37 protein-coding genes are annotated in these 24,774 nt (G+C 66.3%); all 37 read left to right on the plus strand.

Going from position 1 to position 24,774, the window contains the following annotated elements; all coding sequences use genetic code 11:
• The first annotated feature begins 24 nt into the window (after nucleotides 1-24).
• The 37 genes from BDW27_RS27110 (at nucleotide 25) to truA (ending at nucleotide 24,649) form a co-directional block, all read left to right on the plus strand.
• Complete coding sequence (locus BDW27_RS27110) at nucleotides 25-1,788, plus strand: hypothetical protein (RefSeq protein WP_146223266.1); 1,764 nt, start codon at nucleotides 25-27, stop codon at nucleotides 1,786-1,788.
• A 462-nt stretch (nucleotides 1,789-2,250) separates the two neighbouring features.
• Nucleotides 2,251-2,622 carry a 30S ribosomal protein S12 gene (gene rpsL, locus BDW27_RS14985; protein ID WP_014912437.1) on the plus strand — a complete coding sequence of 124 codons (372 nt, stop codon included), beginning with the start codon at nucleotides 2,251-2,253 and terminating at the stop codon, nucleotides 2,620-2,622.
• 2 nt (nucleotides 2,623-2,624) lie between these two features.
• Nucleotides 2,625-3,095, plus strand: a complete 471-nt coding sequence (gene rpsG / locus BDW27_RS14990; protein WP_017543010.1) for a 30S ribosomal protein S7 — start codon at nucleotides 2,625-2,627, stop codon at nucleotides 3,093-3,095.
• 45 nt (nucleotides 3,096-3,140) lie between these two features.
• Nucleotides 3,141-5,252: an elongation factor G gene (gene fusA, locus BDW27_RS14995; RefSeq protein ID WP_110049743.1), complete on the plus strand. Its 2,112-nt coding sequence runs from the start codon at nucleotides 3,141-3,143 to the stop codon at nucleotides 5,250-5,252.
• 82 nt (nucleotides 5,253-5,334) lie between these two features.
• On the plus strand, nucleotides 5,335-6,528 hold the full coding sequence (tuf, locus tag BDW27_RS15000) for an elongation factor Tu (RefSeq protein WP_049569164.1): 1,194 nt from the start codon (nucleotides 5,335-5,337) through the stop codon (nucleotides 6,526-6,528).
• A 257-nt stretch (nucleotides 6,529-6,785) separates the two neighbouring features.
• Nucleotides 6,786-7,094, plus strand: coding sequence for a 30S ribosomal protein S10 (rpsJ, locus tag BDW27_RS15005; protein WP_013156110.1), 309 nt, complete (start codon nucleotides 6,786-6,788; stop codon nucleotides 7,092-7,094).
• Between the two features lie 12 nt (nucleotides 7,095-7,106).
• Nucleotides 7,107-7,757 carry a 50S ribosomal protein L3 gene (gene rplC, locus BDW27_RS15010; RefSeq protein ID WP_017543007.1) on the plus strand — a complete coding sequence of 217 codons (651 nt, stop codon included), beginning with the start codon at nucleotides 7,107-7,109 and terminating at the stop codon, nucleotides 7,755-7,757.
• Between the two features lie 3 nt (nucleotides 7,758-7,760).
• Complete coding sequence (rplD, locus tag BDW27_RS15015; RefSeq protein WP_017543006.1) at nucleotides 7,761-8,432, plus strand: 50S ribosomal protein L4; 672 nt, start codon at nucleotides 7,761-7,763, stop codon at nucleotides 8,430-8,432.
• On the plus strand, nucleotides 8,429-8,719 hold the full coding sequence (gene rplW, locus BDW27_RS15020; RefSeq protein ID WP_017543005.1) for a 50S ribosomal protein L23: 291 nt from the start codon (nucleotides 8,429-8,431) through the stop codon (nucleotides 8,717-8,719). The genes rplD and rplW overlap by 4 nt, the downstream gene beginning before the upstream one ends.
• Nucleotides 8,720-8,777: 58 nt before the next feature.
• Entirely contained in the window at nucleotides 8,778-9,617 is an 840-nt protein-coding gene (gene rplB, locus BDW27_RS15025) for a 50S ribosomal protein L2 (RefSeq protein ID WP_017543004.1), read from the plus strand.
• 12 nt (nucleotides 9,618-9,629) lie between these two features.
• Nucleotides 9,630-9,908 carry a 30S ribosomal protein S19 gene (gene rpsS / locus BDW27_RS15030; protein ID WP_017543003.1) on the plus strand — a complete coding sequence of 93 codons (279 nt, stop codon included), beginning with the start codon at nucleotides 9,630-9,632 and terminating at the stop codon, nucleotides 9,906-9,908.
• A 74-nt stretch (nucleotides 9,909-9,982) separates the two neighbouring features.
• On the plus strand, nucleotides 9,983-10,351 hold the full coding sequence (rplV, locus tag BDW27_RS15035) for a 50S ribosomal protein L22 (protein WP_017543002.1): 369 nt from the start codon (nucleotides 9,983-9,985) through the stop codon (nucleotides 10,349-10,351).
• The gene (rpsC, locus tag BDW27_RS15040; protein ID WP_017543001.1) at nucleotides 10,351-11,139 is read left to right on the plus strand and encodes a 30S ribosomal protein S3; all 789 of its coding nucleotides are present in this window, start codon (nucleotides 10,351-10,353) and stop codon (nucleotides 11,137-11,139) included. The genes rplV and rpsC overlap by 1 nt, the downstream gene beginning before the upstream one ends.
• A 3-nt stretch (nucleotides 11,140-11,142) precedes the next feature.
• Nucleotides 11,143-11,559 carry a 50S ribosomal protein L16 gene (gene rplP, locus BDW27_RS15045; RefSeq protein WP_026128979.1) on the plus strand — a complete coding sequence of 139 codons (417 nt, stop codon included), beginning with the start codon at nucleotides 11,143-11,145 and terminating at the stop codon, nucleotides 11,557-11,559.
• The gene (rpmC, locus tag BDW27_RS15050) at nucleotides 11,559-11,813 is read left to right on the plus strand and encodes a 50S ribosomal protein L29 (protein ID WP_017542999.1); all 255 of its coding nucleotides are present in this window, start codon (nucleotides 11,559-11,561) and stop codon (nucleotides 11,811-11,813) included. Before rplP ends, rpmC begins: the two co-directional genes overlap by 1 nt.
• Entirely contained in the window at nucleotides 11,810-12,082 is a 273-nt protein-coding gene (gene rpsQ / locus BDW27_RS15055) for a 30S ribosomal protein S17 (RefSeq protein ID WP_017542998.1), read from the plus strand. Before rpmC ends, rpsQ begins: the two co-directional genes overlap by 4 nt.
• A gap of 104 nt (nucleotides 12,083-12,186) precedes the next feature.
• Entirely contained in the window at nucleotides 12,187-12,555 is a 369-nt protein-coding gene (rplN, locus tag BDW27_RS15060) for a 50S ribosomal protein L14 (RefSeq protein ID WP_013156121.1), read from the plus strand.
• A 3-nt stretch (nucleotides 12,556-12,558) separates the two neighbouring features.
• Entirely contained in the window at nucleotides 12,559-12,864 is a 306-nt protein-coding gene (gene rplX / locus BDW27_RS15065) for a 50S ribosomal protein L24 (protein ID WP_017542997.1), read from the plus strand.
• Nucleotides 12,864-13,439 (plus strand): 50S ribosomal protein L5, encoded by a 576-nt coding sequence (gene rplE / locus BDW27_RS15070; protein ID WP_017542996.1) that lies wholly within the window; start codon nucleotides 12,864-12,866, stop codon nucleotides 13,437-13,439. Before rplX ends, rplE begins: the two co-directional genes overlap by 1 nt.
• A gap of 13 nt (nucleotides 13,440-13,452) precedes the next feature.
• A complete protein-coding gene (locus BDW27_RS15075; protein ID WP_013156124.1) occupies nucleotides 13,453-13,638 on the plus strand; it encodes a type Z 30S ribosomal protein S14 in 186 nt (61 codons plus the stop codon).
• A gap of 270 nt (nucleotides 13,639-13,908) precedes the next feature.
• Nucleotides 13,909-14,307 (plus strand): 30S ribosomal protein S8, encoded by a 399-nt coding sequence (gene rpsH / locus BDW27_RS15080; protein WP_026119486.1) that lies wholly within the window; start codon nucleotides 13,909-13,911, stop codon nucleotides 14,305-14,307.
• A 17-nt stretch (nucleotides 14,308-14,324) separates the two neighbouring features.
• Nucleotides 14,325-14,861: a 50S ribosomal protein L6 gene (rplF, locus tag BDW27_RS15085; RefSeq protein ID WP_017542994.1), complete on the plus strand. Its 537-nt coding sequence runs from the start codon at nucleotides 14,325-14,327 to the stop codon at nucleotides 14,859-14,861.
• A 2-nt stretch (nucleotides 14,862-14,863) separates the two neighbouring features.
• Entirely contained in the window at nucleotides 14,864-15,244 is a 381-nt protein-coding gene (rplR, locus tag BDW27_RS15090) for a 50S ribosomal protein L18 (protein WP_017542993.1), read from the plus strand.
• A 51-nt stretch (nucleotides 15,245-15,295) separates the two neighbouring features.
• A complete protein-coding gene (gene rpsE / locus BDW27_RS15095; RefSeq protein ID WP_017542992.1) occupies nucleotides 15,296-15,898 on the plus strand; it encodes a 30S ribosomal protein S5 in 603 nt (200 codons plus the stop codon).
• A 2-nt stretch (nucleotides 15,899-15,900) separates the two neighbouring features.
• Nucleotides 15,901-16,086, plus strand: a complete 186-nt coding sequence (gene rpmD, locus BDW27_RS15100; RefSeq protein WP_017542991.1) for a 50S ribosomal protein L30 — start codon at nucleotides 15,901-15,903, stop codon at nucleotides 16,084-16,086.
• Nucleotides 16,083-16,547, plus strand: coding sequence for a 50S ribosomal protein L15 (gene rplO / locus BDW27_RS15105; RefSeq protein ID WP_017542990.1), 465 nt, complete (start codon nucleotides 16,083-16,085; stop codon nucleotides 16,545-16,547). Before rpmD ends, rplO begins: the two co-directional genes overlap by 4 nt.
• 281 nt (nucleotides 16,548-16,828) lie before the next feature.
• The gene (gene secY / locus BDW27_RS15110; RefSeq protein ID WP_017542989.1) at nucleotides 16,829-18,142 is read left to right on the plus strand and encodes a preprotein translocase subunit SecY; all 1,314 of its coding nucleotides are present in this window, start codon (nucleotides 16,829-16,831) and stop codon (nucleotides 18,140-18,142) included.
• Nucleotides 18,143-18,802: an adenylate kinase gene (locus BDW27_RS15115; protein ID WP_193374209.1), complete on the plus strand. Its 660-nt coding sequence runs from the start codon at nucleotides 18,143-18,145 to the stop codon at nucleotides 18,800-18,802.
• A complete protein-coding gene (gene map, locus BDW27_RS15120; RefSeq protein ID WP_017542987.1) occupies nucleotides 18,802-19,626 on the plus strand; it encodes a type I methionyl aminopeptidase in 825 nt (274 codons plus the stop codon). The genes BDW27_RS15115 and map overlap by 1 nt, the downstream gene beginning before the upstream one ends.
• Before the next feature lie 88 nt (nucleotides 19,627-19,714).
• Entirely contained in the window at nucleotides 19,715-20,158 is a 444-nt protein-coding gene (locus tag BDW27_RS15125; protein WP_110049745.1) for a DUF1707 domain-containing protein, read from the plus strand.
• A gap of 285 nt (nucleotides 20,159-20,443) precedes the next feature.
• Nucleotides 20,444-20,665, plus strand: coding sequence for a translation initiation factor IF-1 (infA, locus tag BDW27_RS15130; RefSeq protein ID WP_017578623.1), 222 nt, complete (start codon nucleotides 20,444-20,446; stop codon nucleotides 20,663-20,665).
• A gap of 54 nt (nucleotides 20,666-20,719) precedes the next feature.
• Complete coding sequence (gene rpmJ / locus BDW27_RS15135) at nucleotides 20,720-20,833, plus strand: 50S ribosomal protein L36 (RefSeq protein ID WP_082206327.1); 114 nt, start codon at nucleotides 20,720-20,722, stop codon at nucleotides 20,831-20,833.
• Between the two features lie 216 nt (nucleotides 20,834-21,049).
• The gene (rpsM, locus tag BDW27_RS15140; RefSeq protein WP_017542983.1) at nucleotides 21,050-21,430 is read left to right on the plus strand and encodes a 30S ribosomal protein S13; all 381 of its coding nucleotides are present in this window, start codon (nucleotides 21,050-21,052) and stop codon (nucleotides 21,428-21,430) included.
• A gap of 69 nt (nucleotides 21,431-21,499) precedes the next feature.
• Nucleotides 21,500-21,904, plus strand: coding sequence for a 30S ribosomal protein S11 (gene rpsK / locus BDW27_RS15145; RefSeq protein ID WP_017542982.1), 405 nt, complete (start codon nucleotides 21,500-21,502; stop codon nucleotides 21,902-21,904).
• 181 nt (nucleotides 21,905-22,085) lie between these two features.
• Nucleotides 22,086-23,108, plus strand: coding sequence for a DNA-directed RNA polymerase subunit alpha (locus BDW27_RS15150; protein ID WP_017542981.1), 1,023 nt, complete (start codon nucleotides 22,086-22,088; stop codon nucleotides 23,106-23,108).
• Nucleotides 23,109-23,173: 65 nt separating this feature from the next.
• Entirely contained in the window at nucleotides 23,174-23,638 is a 465-nt protein-coding gene (gene rplQ / locus BDW27_RS15155) for a 50S ribosomal protein L17 (RefSeq protein WP_017542980.1), read from the plus strand.
• 165 nt (nucleotides 23,639-23,803) lie between these two features.
• Nucleotides 23,804-24,649: a tRNA pseudouridine(38-40) synthase TruA gene (gene truA / locus BDW27_RS15160; protein WP_017542979.1), complete on the plus strand. Its 846-nt coding sequence runs from the start codon at nucleotides 23,804-23,806 to the stop codon at nucleotides 24,647-24,649.
• Nucleotides 24,650-24,774: the final 125 nt, after the last annotated feature.

The raw sequence follows: 24,774 nt of genomic DNA on the forward strand, positions 1-24,774 counted from the left end.
GCTGCCTCGCGGGAGTCGGATGCCGTGAGCGACGCGTGGCCGTCCCGGGGTTCCTGGGACTCCGAGTCCTCGGCTGCCGGGTACACCCCGGGTGCTTCTCTCGACTCCGGTCAGTCCGGTGACTCGTGGGCCTCGGGTGATTCCGAACCGCGTGACGCTGATGCAGCTCCGTGGTCTCCGCTGGACCCCGGTTCCTCGGGTGGCTCACGTGGTGCGGCCCTCGGTCCGGACGCGTGGCTGCCACAGGAGTCCGCACCTGGTTCCGCCCAGGACTCCGATTCCGTCGGTGATTCGTGGGGTTCGCAGGGTTCACTCTCCGGTTCGGACTCGTGGTCTCCGCTGGACTCCGCTCCCTCGCGTGGTTCCGATTCGCTTGAGTCTGATCGGGCCCCGTGGTCCTCATCGGACTCCGGGGACTCGTGGGACTCCGAGGCTCCGGCTTCCGGTTCGTCCTCTTGGGGTCCCCGGCCCTCCGGCTCCGGTGAGGGGTCGTGGGACTCGGATTCCCCGCTGGACGGGGACGCGCCGTTCCCGTCGGTCTCGGGTCCCGGCTCCGCGTCGGACTCGTGGTCCTCGCGGACCCCGGACTCCTCGCTGGACGGGGACGCGCCGTTCCCGACGGTTTCCGGCCCTGGCTCGGCTTCGGACGCGTGGGCCTCCCAGGGCTCCGACCCCCTCCAGGACACCTGGCGCCAGACGCGCCCCGGCGAGGAACTCTGGAAGTCGGACCGGGAACAGTCGAGCGAGTGGCGCGGCACCGGCGGGCTGGACAGCTGGAGCCCCAGTGAGGACACCGGGGACACGTGGAAGGCCTCGGGCACCACGGAGCCGTGGACGGAACAGGCCGAGCGGCCGTGGTCCGACCAGACCCGGAACCCCTCATACAGCGGTGACCGGTACGACGACGAGCTGTCCCCGCGTCCCGCGGAGGGGGCTCGGCCCACCGACCGGTACGACGACGAGCTCTCGCCGCCCGCAGGCGGCACCGGCAACACCTGGGCCTTCGACCGCGACGACCCGCGTCTGCCCGACGTGGTCAGGGACGCCGAGCGGCGCCGCAGGGAAACGCCCCGGGACGAGTACGGGGACTGGGGGGAGGACGACGAGCCGGACACCGGCACGCTGTCCGCCGCCGTCCCGAGTTCCGAGGATCCGCTGGCCGCCATCGCGGACATGCAGTCGCGCGCCAGGACGAAGGACCACGAGGACGACCCCGAGCTGGACCGCGACGAGGAGGGCGACGACTCCTGGCGCGGCGGTGAGGGCGCCACCCAGATGTTCAGCGCGCCCTCCTTCGACGAGGACCCGTCCCTTGGTCGCGACGGTCCCGAGGACCGTTACGAGGACGATCCTTCGGACGAGGACGACCGGGACCGCGGGGAGGTGGAGACGGACTACGAGGACGACTTCACCCCGGCCGACTACGGGATGCCGGAGCGGCCCAAGCCCGCCAAGCGGCGCCGGGACAAGATCGCCGAGGACTTCCCGGGCTTCGACGAGGCCCGGGACGACGGCGACTACCCCGGCTACGACAGCATCGACTTCCTGGCCGACACCGAACCCGGTGCGAACGTCACCCTGTGGCTGGGTCTGGCCTCGGTGATCCCGGGCCTCGGTGTGATCACCGCGATCCTGGCGCTGTTCGTCACCGGCCCCAAGGCCAAGCGGGCGATCCGGGAGTCGCGCGGGACCCTCGACGGGCTGGGCCTGATCACCACGGGCACCGTCTTCGCGGTCATCGGCATCCTCGTGACGGTGATCTCCGTCGCGATCTGGTTCGTTCTGTAGAAACCCGGCCGCTTTCCGGGGGACAATCGAGTCCTCCGGAAGGCGGCCGTCCTCGTTGTCGGCCCTTTGACGGGAAACCCTGGGCGAAGCGCGCCGGGGAGCACGTAGACTGGTGGAGACCCACGGCTACGCGAGATCCGGTTCCGCTTGTCTCGCCATGTCGCACACCGTTTTGACCGCATGTTCGGTTAGCGGTAGCCTGTGTGATTGTGCCCGTGAGTCGACGGGTCACACGTGCGTGTGCGGCGCCCCAGTTCTCCACAGGATGGACACAGGGCGCGCGGCGCAGGTGAACCCCCTCCTGTGAATCGGTCTCCGACCGGGTGTGCATCCGTTCGCCATGCGTGGGAACGAGGGCGACACGCCCGACCACGGGGGTCGGGGAGGTTCGGGGAATTCAGCAGGTCAATAGCGATATCGGCTACGAGAACCGGCGTAGGTCACGAGGAAGACGGAGACGCGGTGCCCACCATCCAGCAGCTGGTCCGCAAGGGCCGACAGGACAAGGTCGCAAAGAACAAGACCCCGGCGCTGAAGGGGAGTCCGCAGCGTCGTGGTGTGTGCACGCGTGTCTACACCACTACGCCGAAGAAGCCGAACTCCGCTCTGCGTAAGGTCGCTCGCGTCAAGCTGAGCAGCGGCATCGAGGTCACGGCCTACATCCCCGGCATTGGTCACAACCTCCAGGAGCACAGCATCGTGCTGGTTCGTGGCGGTCGTGTGAAGGACCTGCCGGGCGTTCGCTACCGAATTGTCCGCGGTTCGCTCGACACCCAGGGTGTCCGAGGCCGCAAGCAGGCCCGTAGCCACTACGGCGCCAAGAAGGAGAAGTAAGCATGCCGCGCAAGGGCCCGGCGCCGAAGCGCCAGCTCATCACCGACCCGGTCTACGGCTCGCCGCTCGTCACCGCACTGATCAACAAGGTGCTCCTCGACGGCAAGCGCTCCATCGCTCAGGCCGTCGTGTACGACGCCCTCGAGGGTGCCCGGGAGAAGTCCGGTCAGGACCCGCTCGTCGTTCTCAAGCGAGCCCTGGACAACGTCAAGCCCGCGCTGGAGGTCCGCAGCCGCCGCGTCGGTGGCGCGACCTACCAGGTGCCGGTCGAGGTTCGCGCCTCCCGGTCCACCACGCTGGCCCTGCGCTGGCTGGTCTCCTACTCGCGTCAGCGTCGTGAGAAGACCATGACTGAGCGTCTGATGAACGAGCTGGTTGACGCCAGCAACGGTCTGGGCGCGGCTGTCAAGAAGCGTGAGGACACGCACAAGATGGCCGAGTCGAACAAGGCCTTCGCCCACTACCGCTGGTAACCCCGCGGCGAATCGATTCCTTGAGACCTAGGGAAGACGAGCCTCATGGCTAAGACTTTGCTTGACCTGGCCAAGGTCCGCAACATTGGCATCATGGCCCACATCGACGCGGGCAAGACGACGACCACCGAGCGGATCCTCTACTACACCGGTGTGACCCACAAGGTGGGCGAGGTCCACGATGGCGCCGCCACGATGGACTGGATGAAGGAGGAGCAGGAGCGGGGTATCACCATTACCTCGGCTGCTACCACCACCCACTGGGACGACCACACCATCAACATCATCGACACGCCCGGCCACGTCGACTTCACGGTCGAGGTCGAGCGGTCGCTGCGTGTGCTCGACGGTGCCGTCGCGGTGTTCGACGCCAAGGAAGGCGTGGAGCCCCAGTCGGAGCAGGTCTGGCGTCAGGCCGACCGTTACAAGGTCCCCCGGATCTGTTTCGTCAACAAGATGGACAAGATCGGCGCCGAGTTCCAGCGTTGTGTCGACATGTTCCGTGAGCGCCTCGGCGCGAACGCCATGCCGATCCAGCTGAACATCGGTGCCGAGAGCGACTTCAAGGGCGTCATCGACCTCGTGAAGATGAAGGCCTACGTCTGGAACGACGAGGCCGCGCTCGGCGAGATGTACGACACCGTCGACATCCCCGACACTCACGTGGACGCTGCCCGCGAGGCTCGCGACCAGTTCATCGAGACGCTGGCCGAGGCCGACGACGAGATCATGGAGCTGTACCTCGAGGGCCAGGAGCCCACCGAGGAGCAGTTGGTTCCCGCGATCCGTCGCGCCACCATCGCCGGCACCGCGATCCCGATCGTCTGCGGTACCGCTTTCAAGAACAAGGGCGTCCAGCCCCTGCTCGACGCGGTCACCGCCTACCTCCCCTCGCCCCTGGACGTGGACGCCATTGAGGGCCACGACCCCAAGGACGAGACCGAGGAGACGAAGCTCCAGCGCAAGCCGAGCGTCGACGAGCCGATGTCCGCTCTGGTCTTCAAGATCATGAGTGACCCCCACCTGGGTCGGCTTACGTACCTGCGCATCTACTCGGGTGTCCTCACCACCGGTACTCAGGTTCTCAACAGCCTGAAGGGCCGGAAGGAGCGCATCGGCAAGATCTACCGCATGCACTCCAACAAGCGCGAGGAGATCCCGGCCGCCGGTGCGGGCGACATCGTCGCGGTCATGGGTCTGAAGGACACCACGACCGGCGAGACGCTCTGCGACCAGGCCGCTCCGATCGTGCTGGAGTCCATGACCTTCCCGGCTCCGGTCATCGAGGTGGCCATCGAGCCGAAGACCAAGAGCGACCAGGAGAAGCTGGGCATCGCGATCCAGCGTCTGGCGGACGAGGACCCCTCCTTCCAGGTGGCCTCGGACGAGCAGACCGGTCAGACCGTGATCTCCGGCATGGGCGAGCTGCACCTTGAGGTGCTGGTCAACCGCATGCGCGACGAGTTCAAGGTCGAGGCGAACATCGGTAAGCCCCAGGTGGCCTACCGAGAGACCATTCGCAAGAAGGTCGAAGGCCACGTCTACACCCACAAGAAGCAGACCGGTGGGTCGGGCCAGTTCGCCAAGGTCAAGATCGACCTCGAGCCGCTCGTGGCCGAAGAGGGCGACGCGTCCGGGTACGAGTTCGTCAACTCCGTCACCGGTGGCCGCATCCCGCGGGAGTACATCCCGTCGGTTGACGCTGGTTGCCAGGAGGCCGCTGAGCTGGGTGTGCTCGCGCACTACCCGCTCGTCGGCATCAAGGTGACGCTGCAGGACGGCCAGTACCACGACGTCGACTCCTCCGAGATGGCGTTCAAGACCGCTGGTTCGATGGCCTTCAAGGAGGCCGTCAAGCTCGCGAAGCCGACGCTGCTCGAGCCGGTCATGGCCGTCGAGGTCACCACTCCTGAGGAGTACATGGGTGACGTCATCGGCGACCTGAACTCCCGCCGTGGACAGATTCAGTCCATGGACGAGCGTTCCGGTGTCCGGATCGTCAAGGCCCAGGTGCCCCTTTCGGAAATGTTCGGCTACGTGGGTGACCTGCGCAGCCGTACCCAGGGTCGAGCCAACTACTCGATGGTGTTCGACTCCTACGCGGAGGTTCCGTCCGCTGTCGCCCAAGAAATTGTGGCGAAGGTTCGCGGCGAGTAGTCGCGAGCAAGCAACCCGGCTGTACCCCGCGACCGCGGGGTTGGACCACAGTCGATAGATCTGTACGTCTAGGAGACTTCCAGTGGCGAAGGAAAAGTTCGAGCGGACTAAGCCGCACGTCAACATCGGCACCATCGGTCACATTGACCACGGCAAGACCACGCTGACCGCGGCCATCACCAAGGTGCTGCACGACGCGTACCCGGCGCTGAACCCGTTCACCCCGTTCGAGGACATCGACAACGCTCCTGAGGAGCGCGAGCGCGGTATCACCATCTCCGTCGCTCACGTCGAGTACCAGACCGAGGCGCGTCACTACGCCCACGTCGACTGCCCCGGTCACGCGGACTACGTGAAGAACATGATCACGGGTGCCGCGCAGATGGACGGCGCGATCCTGGTCGTGGCCGCCACCGACGGCCCGATGCCGCAGACCAAGGAGCACGTCCTCCTGGCCCGCCAGGTCGGCGTCCCCGCCATCGTCGTCGCCCTGAACAAGGCCGACATGGTGGACGACGAGGAGATCTTCGAGCTCGTCGAGCTCGAGGTCCGTGAGCTCCTCAGCGAGTACGAGTTCCCCGGCGACGACATCCCCGTCACCAAGGTCTCGGCTCTCAAGGCCCTCGAGGGCGACGCGGAGTGGGGCAAGGCCGTCCTGGAGCTCATGGGCACCGTGGACAGCTTCATTCCCGAGCCCGAGCGTGACACCGAGAAGCCCTTCCTCATGCCGATCGAGGACGTCTTCTCGATCACCGGTCGCGGCACCGTCGTCACCGGTCGTATCGAGCGCGGCGTCGTCAACGTCAACGAGACCGTTGACATCGTCGGCATCAAGGAAGACAAGCAGACCACCACCGTCACCGGTGTTGAGATGTTCCGCAAGCTGCTCGACAACGGTCAGGCTGGCGACAACGTCGGTCTGCTCCTGCGCGGCATCAAGCGCGAGGACGTCGAGCGCGGCCAGGTCGTGATCAAGCCCGGCACGACCACCCCGCACACCGAGTTCGAGGGCCAGGTTGTCATCCTGTCCAAGGACGAGGGTGGCCGCCACACGCCGTTCTTCAACAACTACCGCCCGCAGTTCTACTTCCGCACCACTGACGTCACCGGCGTCGTGACGCTGCCGGAGGGCACGGAGATGGTCATGCCCGGTGACAACACCGAGATGACCGTCAACCTGATCCAGCCGGTCGCGATGGAAGAGGGCCTCAAGTTCGCCATCCGTGAGGGTGGCCGGACCGTGGGCGCGGGTCGCGTCACGAAGATCCTCAAGTAGCACACACGTTGGGGTGGCCCCTTCCGGAGCCGCCCCAACGTGGTGGGTGGGCCGCTTCACGGCGGCCCGCCCGCCACACTGACAAGACGTCATCGGGCTCTGTGACGGTGACGCACCGCAGGGGCAAGCCCTGTTGCGGTTTCTCAAGGGAATAGGGGCTCACGGCCAACACGCCGGCGGATTCGCCGACGGGCCTGGGCGTCTGTGACCGGACAGCTCACCGTTACGGACACTGAAGCGAAGGACGAACAGGCCACATGGCGGGACAGAAGATCCGCATTCGGCTAAAGGCCTATGACCACGAGGTCATCGACAGCTCGGCGCGCAAGATCGTTGAGACTGTGACGCGAACTGGCGCACAGGTCGCGGGCCCGGTGCCGCTGCCGACGGAGAAGAACGTTTACTGCGTCATCCGATCGCCGCACAAGTACAAGGACTCGCGCGAGCACTTCGAGATGCGCACCCACAAGCGGCTGATCGACATCATCGACCCCACGCCGAAGACGGTCGACTCGCTCATGCGACTCGACCTCCCGGCTGGCGTTGACATCGAGATCAAGCTTTAAGGACGCACAGACATGGCCACCAAGCAGATCAAGGGAGTTCTGGGCGAAAAGCTCGGCATGACCCAGGTCTTCGACGACGCGGGCAAGATGGTGCCCGTGACCGTCCTGAAGGCCGGTCCGTGCGTCGTGAGCCGCATCCGGACCCCCGACACCGATGGCTACTCCGCCATCCAGCTCGGCTACGGGCAGATCAACCCGCGCAAGGTCAACAAGCCCCTGGGCGACTACCTGCGTGCGAACGACCTGACCCCGCGCCGTCACTACGTCGAGGTGCGTACGACCGACGCCTCCGAGTACACGCTCGGCCAGGAGGTCGACGCCGCGGCGTTCGAGATCGGCCAGAAGGTCGACGTCACGGGCAAGAGCAAGGGCAAGGGTTTCGCCGGTGTGATGAAGCGCCACGGTTTCCGTGGTCTCTCCGCCTCGCACGGCACCCAGCGTAAGCACCGCTCTCCCGGCTCCATCGGCGGCTGCGCCACTCCCGGCCGCGTTTTCAAGGGCATGCGGATGGCCGGGCGCATGGGCAACGTGCGCAAGACCGTCCAGAACCTGACCGTTCACTCAGTGGACGCGGAGAAGGGCCTCATCCTGGTCAAGGGTGCTGTCCCGGGTCCCAACGGCGGTCTGGTGCTCGTCCGCACCGCTGTGAAGGGGGACAAGTAAGCCATGGCCCAGATCGAGGTCAAGAACCCTGAGGGCGGCTCCAAGGGCAGCGTCGAGCTCCCCGAGTCCGTCTTCGCCCAGCAGGTCAGCATTCCGCTGATCCACCAGGTCGTGAACGGCCAGCTGGCTGCCGGTCGGCAGGGCACCCACGCCACCAAGACCCGCGGCGAGGTCCGCGGCGGTGGCAAGAAGCCCTACCGCCAGAAGGGAACCGGTCGCGCCCGTCAGGGCTCGATCCGCGCCCCGCAGTACACCGGTGGTGGCACCGTTCACGGTCCCCAGCCGCGTGACTACAGCCAGCGGACCCCGAAGAAGATGAAGGCCGCCGCCCTGCGCGGTGCCCTCTCGGACCGGGCCAACCACGGCCGTATCCACGTCGTCACCGAGTTCGTCGGTGAGGGCGCGGAGAACAAGTTCACGCAGACCGCTCTGAAGGCGCTGCGCCAGGTCACCGAGTCCGACAAGGTTCTCGTCGTCCTGGCCCGCGAGGACGAGCACAACCGGCGCGCCCTGCGCAACCTCGAAGAGGTCCACATCCTCGACGCGGACCAGGTGAACACCTACGACGTCCTCTACGCGGACGACGTGGTCTTCACTGAGGCGGGCTACGCCGAGTTCCTGGCCCACGCGGCCGGTGCCTCGAAGGCCGCTGAGTCCGAGGAGGACGACCAGTGAGGATCGCCGACCACCGGGACATCATCGTCGAGCCGGTGATCTCCGAGAAGAGCTACGGGCTCATGGACGAGAACAAGTACACGTTCATCGTTCGCCCGGACGCCAACAAGACCCAGATCAAGATCGCGATCGAGAAGATCTTCGAAGTGAAGGTCACGAACGTGAACACGATCAACCGGAAGGGTAAGCGCAAGCGGACCCGTTTCGGTTTCGGGAAGCGTCCCGACACCAAGCGCGCGATCGTCAGCGTGGCCGACGGCCAGCGGATCGACATCTTCGGTGTCTGACCTTTCCCGGGTCTGACCGCTACATGTCAAGCAACACGTAAAGGAATGCGCGAAGAAGATGGGCATTCGTAAGTACAAGCCGACGACGCCGGGTCGTCGCGGCTCCAGCGTGAGCGACTTCGTCGAGATCACGCGTTCGGAGCCGGAGAAGTCCCTGGTCCGTCCGCTTCACTCCAAGGGCGGTCGTAACGGCCACGGCCGGATCACCGCTCGTCACCAGGGTGGTGGCCACAAGCGCGCCTACCGCGTGATCGACTTCCGTCGTCACGACAAGGACGGCGTGCCGGCCAAGGTCGCTCACATCGAGTACGACCCCAACCGCACCGCTCGGATCGCTCTGCTCCACTACGTGGACGGTGAGAAGCGCTACATTCTGGCGCCCGCCGGCCTCAAGCAGGGCGACAAGATCGAGAACGGCCCCCAGTCCGACATCAAGCCGGGCAACTGCCTCCCGCTGCGCAACATCCCCACGGGTACGTTCGTGCACGCGGTCGAGCTGAAGCCCGGTGGCGGTGCCAAGCTGGGTCGTTCCGCGGGGTCGCAGATCCAGCTCCTCGCCAAGGAGGGCCGTTACGCCACGCTGCGTATGCCCTCCGGCGAGATGCGCATGGTCGAGATCTCCTGCCGCGCCACGGTTGGTCAGGTCGGCAACGCCGAGCAGTCCAACATCAACTGGGGCAAGGCCGGCCGCTCGCGGTGGAAGGGCAAGCGCCCGACCGTCCGCGGTGTGGTCATGAACCCGGTCGACCACCCGCACGGTGGTGGTGAGGGCAAGACCTCCGGTGGTCGTCACCCGGTCAGCCCCTGGGGCAAGAAGGAAGGCCGGACCAGGGCCAAGAACAAGGCCAGCGACAAGCTGATCGTGCGGCGTCGGCGTAGCGGTAAGAAGAAGCGGTAAGGAGCACGTCTGATGCCACGTAGCCTTAAGAAGGGTCCCTTCGTCGACGACCACCTCATCAAGAAGGTGGAAGTTCAGAACGAGAAGGGGACCAAGAACGTCATCAAGACGTGGTCCCGGCGATCCATGATCGTCCCGGAGATGATCGGTCACACGATCGCCGTCCACGACGGCCGCAAGCACGTTCCGGTGTTCGTGTCGGAGTCGATGGTCGGCCACAAGCTCGGTGAGTTCGCTCCCACGCGTACTTTCCGTAGCCACGTCAAGGACGACCGCCGCAGCCGCCGCTAGCGGTTGCAGCAGTTGTAAGAACCATTTTCTCCACGGTGAGTGGGGAAGGAATTTCCGTGAGCGAGGGAAAAGCGATGGGAACGAGGGCACAGGCGCGGTTCGTCCGCGTTACGCCCCGAAAGGCTCGCCGGGTGGCGGACCTTATTCGCGGGTTGCCCGCTGACGAGGCACAGGCGGTGCTCCGGTTCGCGCCCCAGTCGGCGAGCGAGCCCGTTGGCAAGGTGCTGGCAAGCGCCATCGCCAACGCTGAGCACAACGACAAGCTGGACCGTGAGTCCCTGGTGGTCGAGCGCGTCTGGGTGGACGAGGGTCCGACCCTGAAGCGCATTCGTCCCCGAGGCTTCGGCCGGGCTTTCCGAGTCACCAAGCGCACGAGCCACATCACCGTGGTCGTCGCTGAGGGCGCGGGCGCCTCGTCCAAGACCAAGGAAAGGACCCGATAGTGGGGCAGAAGGTAAACCCGCACGGGTTCCGCCTCGGCATCACCACCGACTTCAAGAGCCGCTGGTACGCCGACAAGTCCTACAAGGACTACGTCAAGGAAGACGTCGCGATCCGTCGGATGCTGACCCGTGGCATGGAGCGCGCGGGCATCTCCAAGGTGGAGATCGAGCGCACCCGTGACCGTGTCCGCGTGGACGTCTACACCGCCCGGCCGGGCATCGTCATCGGCCGCCGCGGCGTCGAGGCCGACCGGATCCGTACGGACCTTGAGAAGCTCACCGGCAAGCAGGTGCAGCTGAACGTCTTCGAGGTCAAGAACCCCGAGATCGACGCGCAGCTCGTCGCCCAGGGCGTCGCTGAGCAGCTGAGCAGCCGCGTGGCTTTCCGCCGCGCGATGCGCAAGGCCATGCAGAGCGCCATGAAGAGTGGCGCCAAGGGCATTCGTATCCAGTGCGGTGGCCGCCTGGGTGGGGCTGAGATGTCCCGCTCGGAGTTCTACCGCGAGGGTCGCGTCCCGCTGCACACGCTGCGCGCCGACATCGACTACGGCTTCTTCGAGGCCCGTACGACGTTCGGTCGCATCGGCGTCAAGGTGTGGATCTACAAGGGCGACGCCCCTGTGACCCGCGCCGAGCGCGAGGCCGCTCAGGCGGCGCAGCGCACCGCCGGTGGCGGTCAGCGCCGCGAGCGTCCGCAGCGTCGCCGTCGTGGCGGTGCCGCTGGCGCCCCGAACACTGACGCCAAGGCTGGTGCTTCGGCCGAGGCCCCGAAGACCGAGGGGAGCTGACCGATGCTTATTCCTCGCAAGGTGAAGTACCGGAAGCAGCACCACCCGGACCTTCGCGGCAAGGCCAAGGGCGGGACGACGATCACCTTCGGTGAGTTCGGCATCCAGGCCCTGGAGTCGGCTTACGTGACGAACCGTCAGATCGAGTCCGCTCGTATCGCCATGACGCGTCACATCAAGCGTGGCGGCAAGGTGTGGATCAACATCTTCCCGGACCGTCCGCTGACGAAGAAGCCCGCCGAGGTCCGCATGGGCTCCGGTAAGGGTTCGCCCGAGTGGTGGGTCGCGCCGGTCAAGCCGGGTCGCGTGATGTTCGAGCTGTCGGGCGTGCCCGAGGCCGTGGCCAAGGAGGCCCTGCGCCGTGCGATGCACAAGCTCCCGATGAAGTGCAAGTTTGTTAAGCGGGAGGTGTGGGAGTAGTGGCGAAGTCCGTGACTGCCCACGAGCTGCGCGACCAGTCCGTCGAGGACCTGGTCACGAAGCTCAAGGAAGCCAAGGAAGAGCTCTTCAACCTCCGCTTCCAGGCCGCCACCGGCCAGCTCGACAACCACAGCCGTCTGCGCACTGTCAAGCGCGAGATCGCCAGGATCTACACGGTCCTGCGCGAGCACGAGCTGGGCATCGTCCCGCTGTCTGGTGAGTCGGCTGAGGAGACGAAGGAAGCAGCCGAATGAGTGAGAACCAGACCGCGACGCGCAACTACCGCAAGGTGCGCGAGGGCTACGTCGTCAGCGACAAGATGGACAAGACCGTCGTTGTCGAGGTCGAGGACCGCGTCAAGCACGCCCTGTACGGCAAGGTCATCCGACGGACGACCAAGTACAAGGCGCACGACGAGGCGAACTCCGCTGGCGTCGGCGACCGGGTCCGCATGATGGAGACCCGGCCGCTCTCCGCGACGAAGCGTTGGCGCGTCGTGGAGATCCTGGAGAAGGCTAAGTAACCCCAGCCTGTTGGCGGCCGGCACGCGTTGTCGGCCGCCGACGCGAGGGGTGAGACCACCTAGCCGTGCGGCAGTGGACCGCACGCATCACATCAGGAGCAGACGTGATTCAGCAGGAGTCGCGACTCAAGGTCGCCGACAACACGGGTGCCAAGGAGATCCTTACCATCCGTGTTCTCGGTGGCTCGGGTCGGCGCTACGCCGGGATCGGCGACACGATCGTCGCCACGGTGAAGGACGCCCTGCCTGGCGCTGGAGTCAAGAAGGGCGACGTCGTCAAGGCCGTTGTCGTGCGCACCGTCAAGGAGCGCCGCCGGCCCGACGGCTCCTACATCCGCTTCGATGAGAACGCTGCCGTGCTCATCAAGGACGGTGGGGACCCGCGAGGCACCCGCATCTTCGGCCCGGTCGGCCGTGAGCTGCGTGACAAGAAGTACATGCGCATCATTTCGCTGGCGCCGGAGGTGCTCTAAGCGATGAAGATCAAATCTGGCGACGAGGTCATCGTTCTCGCCGGCAAGGACAAGGGTGCCACCGGCAAGGTCGTCAAGGCCCTGCCGAAGGAAGACCGTGTCATCGTCGAGGGCGTCAACCTGGTCAAGAAGCACAGGAAGGCCAACCCGGCGGGCGGCCAGCAGGGCGAGGTCGTCACCAAGGAGGCCCCCATCCACGTGAGCAATGTTGCGCTCGCCGTGGACGGCAAGGCCACTCGGGTCGGCTACCGCTTCGAGGAAGACGGAACCAAGGTTCGGGTCTCCCGTCGCACCGGTAAGGACATCTGATGACGGTTACCAACGACATCACCGCGCCTCCGATGCCGCGACTCAAGGAGAAGTACCGCAACGAGATCGCTGCGGGCCTCAAGGACGAGTTCGACATCGCCAACGTCATGCAGATCCCCGGTCTCACGAAGATCGTGGTCAACATGGGCGTGGGCGAGGCGGCTCGGGACGCGAAGCTGATCCAGGGCGCGATCGCCGACATCACGGCGATCACCGGCCAGAAGCCGAAGATCAACCGGGCCAAGAACTCCATCGCGCAGTTCAAGCTGCGCGAGGGTCAGCCGATCGGCGCCAGCGTCACGCTGCGCGGCGACCGGATGTGGGAGTTCCTCGACCGGCTGCTCTCCCTGGCCCTGCCCCGGATCAGGGACTTCCGTGGCCTTTCCCCGAAGCAGTTCGACGGGAACGGCAACTACACGTTCGGTCTGACCGAGCAGGTCATGTTCCACGAGGTCGACCCGGACAAGGTCGACCGCCAGCGTGGGATGGACATCACGGTTGTCACGACGGCGACCACCGACGAACAAGGCCGCAGCCTGCTCAAGCGGCTCGGTTTCCCGTTCAAGGAAGCCTGAGGGGTTACCACAGATGGCTAAGAAGTCCCTGATCGCGAAGTCGCAGCGGAAGCCGAAGTTCGGCGTTCGTGCGTATACTCGATGCTCTCGGTGCGGCCGCCCCCGCGCCGTCTTCCGGAAGTTCGGCCTGTGCCGTATCTGCTTCCGCGAGATGGCCCACCGGGGCGAGCTGCCCGGTATCACCAAGTCGAGCTGGTAGTTTCCGGTGGGGCCGACCCTGCGCACTAGCGCGGTCGGCCCCCCGAAACGCCGCCTCACTGGTGGCTCGAAGCAGTGACCGTGACCGCCTCCTGGCGGTCGTCGGTGCAGCAACATCCATTCAACAGGGCACGGCAGTCCCGGGAGGGACCGCGGTGCCCACGACCACGCCGAAGGTCCGTTTGTGCACTCTCCGGGGGTAACCCCGACGGGAGGCAGGCTCTGGGAAAGCCCGCACTCGGAAACCGCGGTGAGGAAGGGCCAGTCGGCCATGACGATGACCGACCCGATCGCAGACATGCTGACGCGTCTGCGTAACGCGAACTCGGCGTACCACGACACCGTGACGATGCCGTATTCCAAGATCAAGGCGCACATCGCCGAGATCCTCCAGCAGGAGGGCTTCATTCAGGGCTGGCGGACCGAGGAGGCCCCCGTGGGCCAGAGCCTCGTCCTCGACCTGAAGTACGGCCCCACCCGTGAGCGTTCCATCGCGGGAATCCGCCGGGTGTCCAAGCCCGGTCTCCGGGTGTACGCGAAGAAGGAGAACCTTCCGCGCGTGCTGGGTGGCCTCGGTGTGGCGATCATTTCGACGTCCGGTGGCCTGATGACTGACAAGCAGGCCAAGAAGCGTGGCGTGGGCGGCGAAGTCCTCGCTTACGTCTGGTAATAGGGAGAGACTGAAGCATGTCGCGAATCGGTCGACTGCCGCTCTCGGTCCCCAAGGGCGTCGAAGTCACGATTAACGGGCAAGACGTCACTGTCAAGGGGCCGAAGGGCGAACTCAAGCACACGATCGCCGAGCCGATCACCGTCTCGTTCGAGGACGGTATCGTCACGGTCGCTCGTCCTGACGACAAGCCGGAGAACCGGTCGCTGCACGGTCTGACCCGTGCGCTGGTCGCCAACCTCGTCGAGGGTGTCTCCAAGGGCTACGCCAAGACGCTGGAGATCCACGGTGTGGGTTACCGCGTCCAGGCCCGCGGCTCCAACCTGGAGTTCTCGCTGGGCTTCAGCCACCCGGTGGTCATCGAGCCCCCGGAGGGCATCACCTTCCGCGTGGAGAAGCCGACCATCCTCCACGTCGAGGGCATCGACAAGCAGCTGGTGGGCCAGGTCGCCGCGAACATCCGCGGTCTGCGCAAGCCTGACCCGTACAAGGCCAAGGGCGTGCGGTACAAGGGTGAGCACATCCGCCGCAAGGCCGGAAAGGCTGGTAAGTAGGCATGGGCATCACCGTGAGCCGTAAGCGCACCGCGAAGGCCACCACCTCGCGCAAGCGCCGGCAGTTCCGGGTCCGCAAGAAGGTCGTGGGCACCAGTGAGCGTCCGCGTCTGGCCGTGTTCCGCTCCTCCAAGCACATCGTCGCGCAGGTGATCGACGACTCCAAGGGTCACACCCTGGTCGCCGCCTCCAGCGTCGAGACCGATGTGCGGGGTGCCGAGGGCACGAAGTCCGACAAGTCCGTCAAGGTCGGTGAGCTCGTCGCGCAGCGCGCGAAGGACGCCGGTATCACCCAGGTCGTCTTCGACCGCGGTGGTAACCGGTACGCCGGTCGTATCGCCAAGCTCGCCGACGCGGCGCGCGAGGGCGGGCTGGAGTTCTAGTTCCATGACCTCTGTACTGGCCAAGAACAAGCACGAGAAGAGGAATCACTGATGGCTGCAGCACCGCGGCGCGGCGCCGGTGGCGAGCGGCGTGATCGCCGTGACGATCGCCGCGGCGGCGCCGCAGACAAGGGTGTCTCCTACATCGAGAAGGTCGTGACCATCAACCGGGTCGCGAAGGTCGTCAAGGGCGGCCGTCGCTTCTCCTTCACCGCACTCGTCGTCGTCGGTGACGGCAACGGCATGGTGGGCGTTGGTTACGGCAAGGCCAAGGAAGTTCCGGCCGCGATCGCCAAGGGCGTGGAGGCCGCGAAGAGGAACTTCTTCCGCGTCCCCCGCATCCAGGGCACCATCGTGCACCGGGTCCAGGGCGAGGAAGCCGCTGGCGTCGTCCTGCTCCGTCCGGCCGCCCCGGGTACCGGTGTTATCGCCGGTGGTCCCGTGCGCGCCGTCCTGGAGTGCGCTGGCATCCACGACGTCCTGAGCAAGTCGCTCGGTTCGTCCAACCCGCTGAACATCGTGCACGCCACGGTGGCGGCGCTCAAGGGTCTCAACCAGCCCGAGGAGATCGCGGCCCGCCGCGGTCTGCCGATCGAGGATGTGGCCCCGGCTGCCATGCTGCGCGCTCGCTCTGAGGCGAAGGCAGGAGCCTGATCATGGCCAAGATCAAGATCACGCAGACCCGCTCCAAGATCGGCGGCAAGGTGAAGCAGCACGCTGCTCTCCAGTCGCTGGGCCTGGGTCGGATCGGTAAGTCCACCGTCCGTGAGGACCGCCCTGAGGTTCGCGGGCAGATCACGATCGTCTCGCACCTCGTCACTGTCGAGGAGGTCGCAGAATGAGCGACTACAACCCCGACGAGCTGCTCAAGCTGCACCACCTGCGTCCCGCCCCGGGTAGCAACAAGGCCAAGATCCGCAAGGGTCGCGGCGAGGCTTCCAAGGGTAAGACCGCTGGTCGCGGTACCAAGGGCACCAAGGCTCGTAACACCGTTCGTCCCGGCTTCGAGGGTGGGCAGATGCCCCTCATCCGCCGGATCCCGAAGCTCAAGGGCTTCAGCAACGCCCGGTTCAAGACGACCTACCAGGTCGTCAACCTGGACAAGCTGAGCGAGCTCTACCCCGAGGGTGGCGAGGTCACCGTCGAGGGCCTGGTCGCCAAGGGTGCGGTTCGCAAGAACCAGCTCGTCAAGGTGCTGGGTACGGGTGAGATCACCGTCGCCGTGCAGGTGAGCGCCAACGCGTTCTCCGGCTCCGCGAAGGAGAAGATCACCGCCGCCGGTGGCACTGTCACCGAGCTGTAGGGGTTTCCCTACGATGCGTACTGGGGGCGCCCGCCCAGCAGGACCGAGAAAGGTCCTGTTGGCGGGCGCCCTCACGTGTTGGAGTGGGTTCGTTATCCCGCTCCGACCCCTCGCGTCAGGTGATGACTGTTACAGTGCCATCTGTTTGAGTTCCCCGCTTGACGTAATGTGAGTACTTCCGAGCACCGGGCGACAGGCCCGGCGCTGACGTTCTACGACGATTCAGGATCGGCCGCGATGTCTGGAACCCGTTCCGCCGCCGAAGCCGCGCAGGAGGAGACGTGCTAGGTGCGTTCGTTCGTGCATTCCGCACGCCCGACCTGCGCAATAAACTGCTGTTCACACTGTTCATCCTGACGATCTTCCGGCTGGGTTCGGTGATTCCCGCACCGGGCATCGACTCGGCGGCGATCAGGGACCAGATGGACTTCATCACCGCGCAGGACCAGTCCGGCGTCTACGCGTTGGTGAACCTGTTCAGCGGCGGCGCCCTGCTGCAACTGGCGGTGTTCGCGCTCGGGGTCATGCCGTACATCACCGCGAGCATCATCATCAACCTGCTCACTGTGGTGATCCCCCGTCTGGAGGCCCTCAAGAAGGAGGGTCAGGCCGGACAGAGCAAGATCACGCAGTACACCCGCTATCTGACCCTCATGCTCGCCGTGCTCCAGGCCACCTCCATCGTGGCCATGGCCCGCACCGGCGCGCTCTTCCAGAACTCGATCGACCCGTCGGTCTACATGCCCAACCAGGACATCCTCACCATGGTGACGATCGTCTTCGTGATGACGGCGGGTACCGCGATCATCATGTGGATGGGCGAGCTGATCACTGAGCGCGGTGTCGGCAACGGTATGTCGCTGCTGATCTTCACCCAGGTCATCGCGATGTTCCCCTCCTCGATCATGGGTCTGTACGAGGAGCGGTCGGTCTGGATCTTCATCATCATCTGCCTCGCCGGTCTGGCCCTGATCACCGCCGTGGTGTTCATGGAGCAGGCTCAGCGCCGTATCCCGGTGCAGTACGCGAAGCGTATGGTGGGTCGTCGCATGTACGGCGGCAGCTCGACCTACATCCCCCTGAAGGTCAACCAGGCGGGCATCATCCCCGTGATCTTCGCCTCCTCCCTTCTGTACCTTCCCCAGCTGGTCGTCGGTCTGATCGGACAGGACTCCACCCATCCGGTGGCCCAGTTCTTCCAGACCTACTTCCTCACGGGCACTCACCCCGTCTACATGGCGACCTTCTTCGTCATGATCGTCGGCTTCGCGTTCTTCTACGTGGCGATTACGTTCAACCCCACTGAAGTCGCCGACAACATGAAGAAGTACGGTGGGTTCATCCCGGGTATCCGTCCGGGGCGTCCGACCGCCGAGTACCTGGACTACGTCCTGACTCGTCTGACGACCCCCGGTTCGCTGTACCTGGGTGTGATCGCTCTCCTGCCCATGGTCGCTCTCGGCGCCACCGGTGCCGACATGAACTTCCCCTTCGGCGGGACGAGCATCCTGATCATGGTGGGTGTCGGGCTGGACACGGTGAAGCAGATCGAGAGTCACCTCCAGCAGAGGAACTACGAAGGTTTTCTGCGATAAATGCGTGCAGTATTGGTGGGGCCGCCTGGGGCCGGTAAGGGCACCCAGGCCCAGATCCTCGCGGAAGAGCTGTCGATCCCGAAGGTGTCCACCGGTGACATCTTCCGGGCCAACGTCAGCGGTGGTACCGAACTCGGCAAGAAGGCCAAGGAGTTCATGGACCGTGGTGACCTCGTCCCCGACGAGGTCACGAACGCCATGGTCAAGGACCGGCTGGCCCAGGACGACGCGGCGGGTGGTTTCCTGCTGGACGGGTTCCCCCGCAACGTCCCCCAGGCCGAGACCCTCAAGGGGATGCTCGGCGACCTCGGCACCGACCTCGACGTCGTCCTGGAGCTGCGGGTCGACGAGGAGGAGGTCGTCAAGCGCCTCTCGGGTCGTCGTTCCTGCCCCGAGTGCGGACGCGTGTACCACGTCGAGTACGACGCCCCGAAGGCCGAGGGCAAGTGCGACAACGAGGGCGCCGCGCTCTACCAGCGTGAGGACGACCGCGAGGAGACCATCCGGCACCGCCTGAAGGTCTACCGCGAGCAGACCGCCCCGCTGGTCGAGTTCTACTCCGGTGAGGGCCTGCTGGCCACCATCGCCGCCACGGGTCCCGTGGCGGAGGTGACGGCCCGCGCCAAGGCCGCCATCGAGGAGAAGCGGTCGGCCCGCTGATGTCCCGTAGAGCCGACTCGGGCGTGCAGATCAAGACGCCGGAACAGATCGCCAAGATGAGGGCGGCGGGCCAGGTCGTGGCCCGCGCCCTGGACACCCTCCGGGCCGCGGTGCGGCCCGGGGTGTCCACCCTCGACCTCGACGCGGTGGCCGAGAAGGTCATCCGGGACGCCGGCGCCATCCCTTCCTTCAAGGGCTACCACGGCTTCCCCGGTTCGATCTGCGCCTCGGTGAACGAGGTGGTCGTGCACGGTATCCCGAGCACCGAGCGCGTCCTGGCGGACGGCGACATCATCTCCATCGACTGCGGTGCCATCCTCGACGGTTGGCACGGCGACTCCGCGGTGACCATCGCGGTCGGGGAGGCCCGGCCCGAGGACCTCGCGATGATGGAGGTGTGCGAGGAGTCCATGTGGCAGGGGATCGCGCAGATGCACCCGGGCAGGCGCCTGGGTGACATCGGGTTCGCGATCGGCGGCCACATCTCGGCCAACGGGGGCTACGGCAACGTGCGTGAGTACGGCGGCCACGGCATCGGCACCGAGATGCACATGGACCCGCACGTGCTCAACTACGGCAAGAAGGGCCGTGGCCAGAAGCTGGTCGAGGGCATGTGCCTGGCGATCGAGCCGATGACCACGCTCGGCAAGCACGACGTGGTGGAGTTGGACGACGGCTGGACGGTCGTCACGCGGGACGGCGGTCGCGCCGCCCACTTCGAGCACACCGTGGCGATCACGGCGGACGGCCCGATGGTGCTGACCGCACGCGAGTCGAACCGCGATAAAATCACCCAGATGGGGTTCGTCCAGCCGACCTGGTGACGGCGGACCCACCCCCCGGTTACCTCCGGCCCACGGCCGGAGGCGGCGGGGGTGGCGACCACCCACGGGTGAAGAGGCGAGGTACGCAGTGTCGGAACCGGTGCCGTCGATACGAACGTCCGACTCCGAGCGGGACCGCGTGGCGGGGCTCCTCCAGGAGCACTTCGCGCAGGGCCGGTTGGACCACGAGGAGTTCACCGAACGCCTCAGCCAGGCCTACCGGTCCAGGACCGTGGAGGAACTGGCCGTGGTGACCCGGGACCTGCCCGAGCGTGACCTCGCCGACGTCGGCCTGGCCCCGCTGGCCGACGCCGCGGCCCCGCCCCTGCGGTTGCGCGACCCCGCGCTGATGGTGCCGTGGGTCCTCTACGGCGGCGTCAACCTCCTGTGCTTCTTCATCTGGATGATCCTCTACTTCACGACCGGGGCCAGCTACCCTTGGTTCCTGTGGGTCCTCGGCCCGTGGGGGATCATGATGTCCGTCGTGACCTTCGGGGTGCTCGCCGCCCAGCGCGGCCAGGGCGACGACTAGGACGCCCGCCGACCGTGTAGGGTTCTGTGCCCTCCGGTTAGGAGTACTTGCCCGAAGGGGATAGACTGTCACTGCCCATACGCGGGCTGTTGGGTCAGTCTGCCTTCTTTGTGCCACGTCATTCCACTCGACGTACGCTCTCTCGCAGTTGGCCCGAGCTTCCAGTGTGTTCAGGCTCTGACGACCAGGACTTCTCCGGTCGTCCGGGCTCTCGTGTCATGCGAGGCCACTGGGGTCGCGTCGGGTTGTCATGATCAACCAATTGATGAGCGAGGCGTGGAGGACATGGCGAAGAAAGACGGCGCCATCGAGATCGAGGGTTCCGTTGTCGAGTCGCTACCCAACGCTATGTTCAAGGTAGAGCTCGACAACAAGCACACGGTCCTTGCCCACATCAGCGGCAAGATGCGGATGAACTACATCCGTATTCTCCCCGACGACCGCGTCGTCGTGGAGCTGAGCCCGTACGACCTCACGCGCGGGCGCATCGTTTACCGCTACAAGTAGCCCGTCAGGGGCCGCACGGCCCAAGACTGGTGATGTGATGAGTTCGGAGTCACCATGAAGGTCAAGCCGAGCGTGAAGAAGATCTGCGCGAAGTGCCGCGTGATCCGCCGTAACCGTCGGATCATGGTCATTTGCTCGGACCCGCGCCACAAGCAGCGCCAGGGCTAGTACCCCGGTTCGCTCGTCGCGGCTTCCGCACAGCGAGGACCCGGTGGGGTACCACCCCAGCCGGCCACGTGAAACAACGAAAACCTGTTCCGATCTCCCGCCGTCGAGGACGCGCGGGGGAGAACCCCCGGTCGGAGGCCGGGGCCTCGTCGATTGGGCGACGAGAGGATGGAACGGGTCAGACCTCCGCATATGCATGGATGGAGTCTCGCCCACATGGCACGTATTGCCGGCGTTGACCTCCCCCGCGACAAGCGGGTGGAGATCGCTCTCACTTACGTTTTCGGGGTTGGCCGTACCCGCGCCCTCGAAACCCTGAAGAACACCGGTGTCGACGGGAACACCCGCGTCTACCAGCTGTCCGAAGAGGACCTGGTCAAGCTGCGCGAGTGGATCGACGCCAACTACCAGGTCGAGGGTGACCTGCGTCGCGAGGTCCAGGCCGACATCCGTCGCAAGATGGAGATCGGTAGCTACCAGGGCATTCGCCACCGTCGTGGCCTTCCGGTCCGCGGTCAGCGCACGCAGACCAACGCCCGTACCCGCAAGGGCAAGAAGAAGACCGTGGCCGGCAAGAAGAAGGCCGGCAAGAAGTAGTCCGCCTCGGACCTGTCAACCGCGTCCGAGAAGATACACACGGACCGATGATCTCTGGGAGTTTCGCTCATGCCGCCTAAGGGCCGTCAGGGTGCCGCGCGCAAGGTGCGCCGCAAGGAAAAGAAGAACATTGCCCACGGGCACGCTCACATCAAGAGCACGTTCAACAACACGATCGTGAGCATCACCGACCCCACCGGTGCGGTGATCGCCTGGGCCAGCTCGGGTCAGGTCGGCTTCAAGGGGTCGCGTAAGTCCACCCCCTACGCCGCGCAGATGGCCGCCGAGGCCGCTGCCCGCCGCGCCCAGGAGCACGGTGTCCGCAAGGTCGACGTCTTCGTGAAGGGCCCGGGTTCCGGCCGGGAGACCGCCATCCGTTCGCTTCAGGCGACCGGTCTCGAGGTGGGCTCCATTCAGGACGTCACCCCGGTTCCGCACAACGGCTGCCGCCCGCCGAAGCGCCGCCGCGTCTGATTGGCACCGGTGCCCGCGCCTCCTACCGCGCGGGCACCTCGTGGTGCGGTCCGCCACCGCCCCCTGTGGGTAAGCGGGGCGGACCGGGTAGGAATCCGAACAGGGGACATCACCGCTCCGGTGGTGTCCGTCCGGTGGCCGTCAAATAGCGGGCGGCCATGTGGAAGGGAAGTCACGGACCATGTTGATCGCACAGCGTCCCACGCTCACCGAGGAAGTCGTCTCGGACCTGCGTTCGAGGTTTGTCATCGAGCCGCTGGAGCCGGGTTTCGGCTACACGATCGGTAACTCTCTCCGTCGTACGCTGCTGTCCTCCATCCCCGGTGCGGCTGTCACCAGCATCCGCATCGAGGGCGTCGAGCACGAGTTCACCACCGTGCCCGGGGTCAAGGAGGACGTCACCGAGATGATCCTCAACCTCAAGGGTCTGGTCGTCAGCTCCGAGCACGACGAGCCGGTGCTGATGTACCTGCGCAAGCAGGGCCCCGGTGTGGTGACCGCCGCGGACATCGCTCCGCCGGCCGGTGTCGAGGTGCACAACCCCGACCTGCACATCGCCACGCTGAACGGCAAGGGCAAGCTGGAGATGGAGCTGACGGTCGAGCGCGGCCGCGGTTACGTCTCGGCGACGCAGAACAAGCAGCAGGGCCAGGAGATCGGTCGGATCCCGATCGACTCCATCTACTCGCCGGTGCTGCGTGTGACCTACAAGGTCGAGGCCACCCGTGTCGAGCAGCGCACCGACTTCGACCGCCTGATCGTCGACATCGAGACCAAGCCGGCCATCCGTCCCCGTGACGCCGTGGCCAGCGCGGGCAAGACCCTGGTCGAGCTGTTCGGTCTGGCGCGTGAGCTCAACGTCGACGCCGAGGGCATCGACATGGGCCCGTCGCCCACGGACGCCGCGCTCGCGGCGGACCTGGCGCTGCCGATCGAGGACCTCAACCTCACGGTCCGGTCCTACAACTGCCTCAAGCGTGAGGGCATCCACAGCGTTGGTGAGCTGGTTGCCCGCTCCGAGCAGGACCTGTTGGACATCCGTAACTTCGGTGCCAAGTCCATCGATGAGGTCAAGCAGAAGCTCATCGACATGGGCCTGTCCCTGAAGGACTCCCCGCCCGGATTCGACCCCAGCACCGCGGCCGACTCCTACGGCTCCGAGGACGACGAGGGTGAGTCCTTCGTCGAGACGGAGCAGTACTAACCTTCGTCGCCCAAAGGTCCCCGGCCGAGTGCGGCCGTGGACCGCATCACTAGGAGAACGACACCATGCCCACGCCTACTAAGGGCGCCCGTCTGGGATCCGGGCCCGCTCACGAGCGGCACATCCTGGCGAACCTCGCCACCTCGCTGTTCCAGCACGGCCGTATCCGCACCACGGAGGCCAAGGCCAAGCGCCTGCGTCCGTACGCCGAGAAGCTCATCACGCTCGGCAAGCGCGGCGACCTGCACGCCCGTCGTCAGGTGCTGACCAAGATCACGGACAAGTCCGTGGTGCACGAGCTCTTCACCGAGATCGGCCCGCGCTTCGAGAACCGCCCCGGTGGTTACACCCGTATCACCAAGATCGGTCCGCGTAAGGGCGACAACGCCCCGATGGCCATCATCGAGCTGGTCGAGGCGCTGAACGCGCCCGCCGCTCCGGCCGCCGCTCCCGCCGAGGAGACCGCCACGGCCGAGGACACCGCCACGGAGGCCCCCGAGGCCACCGAGGAGAGCTCCGAGAGCAAGTAGGGCCGACGTGCGCCGGGCCCAGGGCCCGCGCGCCAGGCTCGTCGAGTGCCCGACCCTCGCGGGGGTCGGGCACTTCTTCTTTTCACGGGTCACCGGCAGGACCGTCTCGGCGGTGCCGGTGGCCCTGGCGCGTCCGGAGGGGCGCGCCAGGGATGCGGGGTGGGGATGGACGAGAACGAGACGACCGTCCGGCTGCGACTGGACATCGCCTATGACGGAACCGACTTCTCCGGGTGGGCGACCCAGCCGACCCGGCGCACCGTGCAGGGTGAGCTGGAGTCCGCGCTGGCGAAGGTGCTGAGGCTCCCGTCTGCCTCGGTGACGTGCGCCGGACGTACGGACGCCGGTGTGCACGCGCGTGGCCAGGTGGCGCAGGTGGATGTGCCGCTCGCGACCTGGGAGAGCGAGGGGGAGCGGGTGCTGCGCAGGCTCGCCGGTGTGCTGCCGCGGGACGTGCGGGTCAACGCCGTCCGGGTGGCGCCGCCGGGGTTCGACGCGCGCTTCTCGCCCCTGTTCCGCCGCTACGTGTACCGGATCAGCGACGCCCCCTACGGTGTGGAGCCGCTGCGGCGGCGGGATGTGCTGTGGCACCGGCACCCGGTGGACGTGGACCGGATGAACGAGGCCGCCGCCCTGTTGGTCGGCGAGCACGACTTCGCGGCCTTCTGCAAGAAGCGCGAGGGGGCCACGACCATCCGTGAGCTGTTGCGCCTGGAGTGGGTGCGGGAGGAACCGCACCTGATCGCGGGGACGATCCAGGCCGACGCCTTCTGCCACAACATGGTGCGTGCCCTCGTGGGGGCGCTCCTGGCGGTGGGGGACGGACGCCGGGGGGTGGAGTGGCCGGGCCGGGTCCTGGGCGCCGCCGTACGCGACTCCTCGGTGCACGTGGTGGGTCCGCAGGGGCTGAGCCTGGAGGAGGTGCGCTACCCGGCCGACGAGGAACTGGCGGGCAGGGCGAGCCTCACCCGTCGCGTGCGCGAGCTGCCCTGCAAGGGGCACGCGGAGTAGACGCTCGTCTCCGGGCATGCCGCTGCGGCGGAGAGCGAAGGGCTCCGGCTGGGTCCCTGCGCAGCTTCCGGGGCCGTCTCCGGGCATGCGGGTGCGGGCGCAGAGCCAAGCCCCCCCGATACGTC

Origin of the sequence: Nocardiopsis sp. L17-MgMaSL7 (assembly GCF_003182025.1) — a bacterium.
Classification (GTDB): domain Bacteria; phylum Actinomycetota; class Actinomycetes; order Streptosporangiales; family Streptosporangiaceae; genus Nocardiopsis; species Nocardiopsis prasina.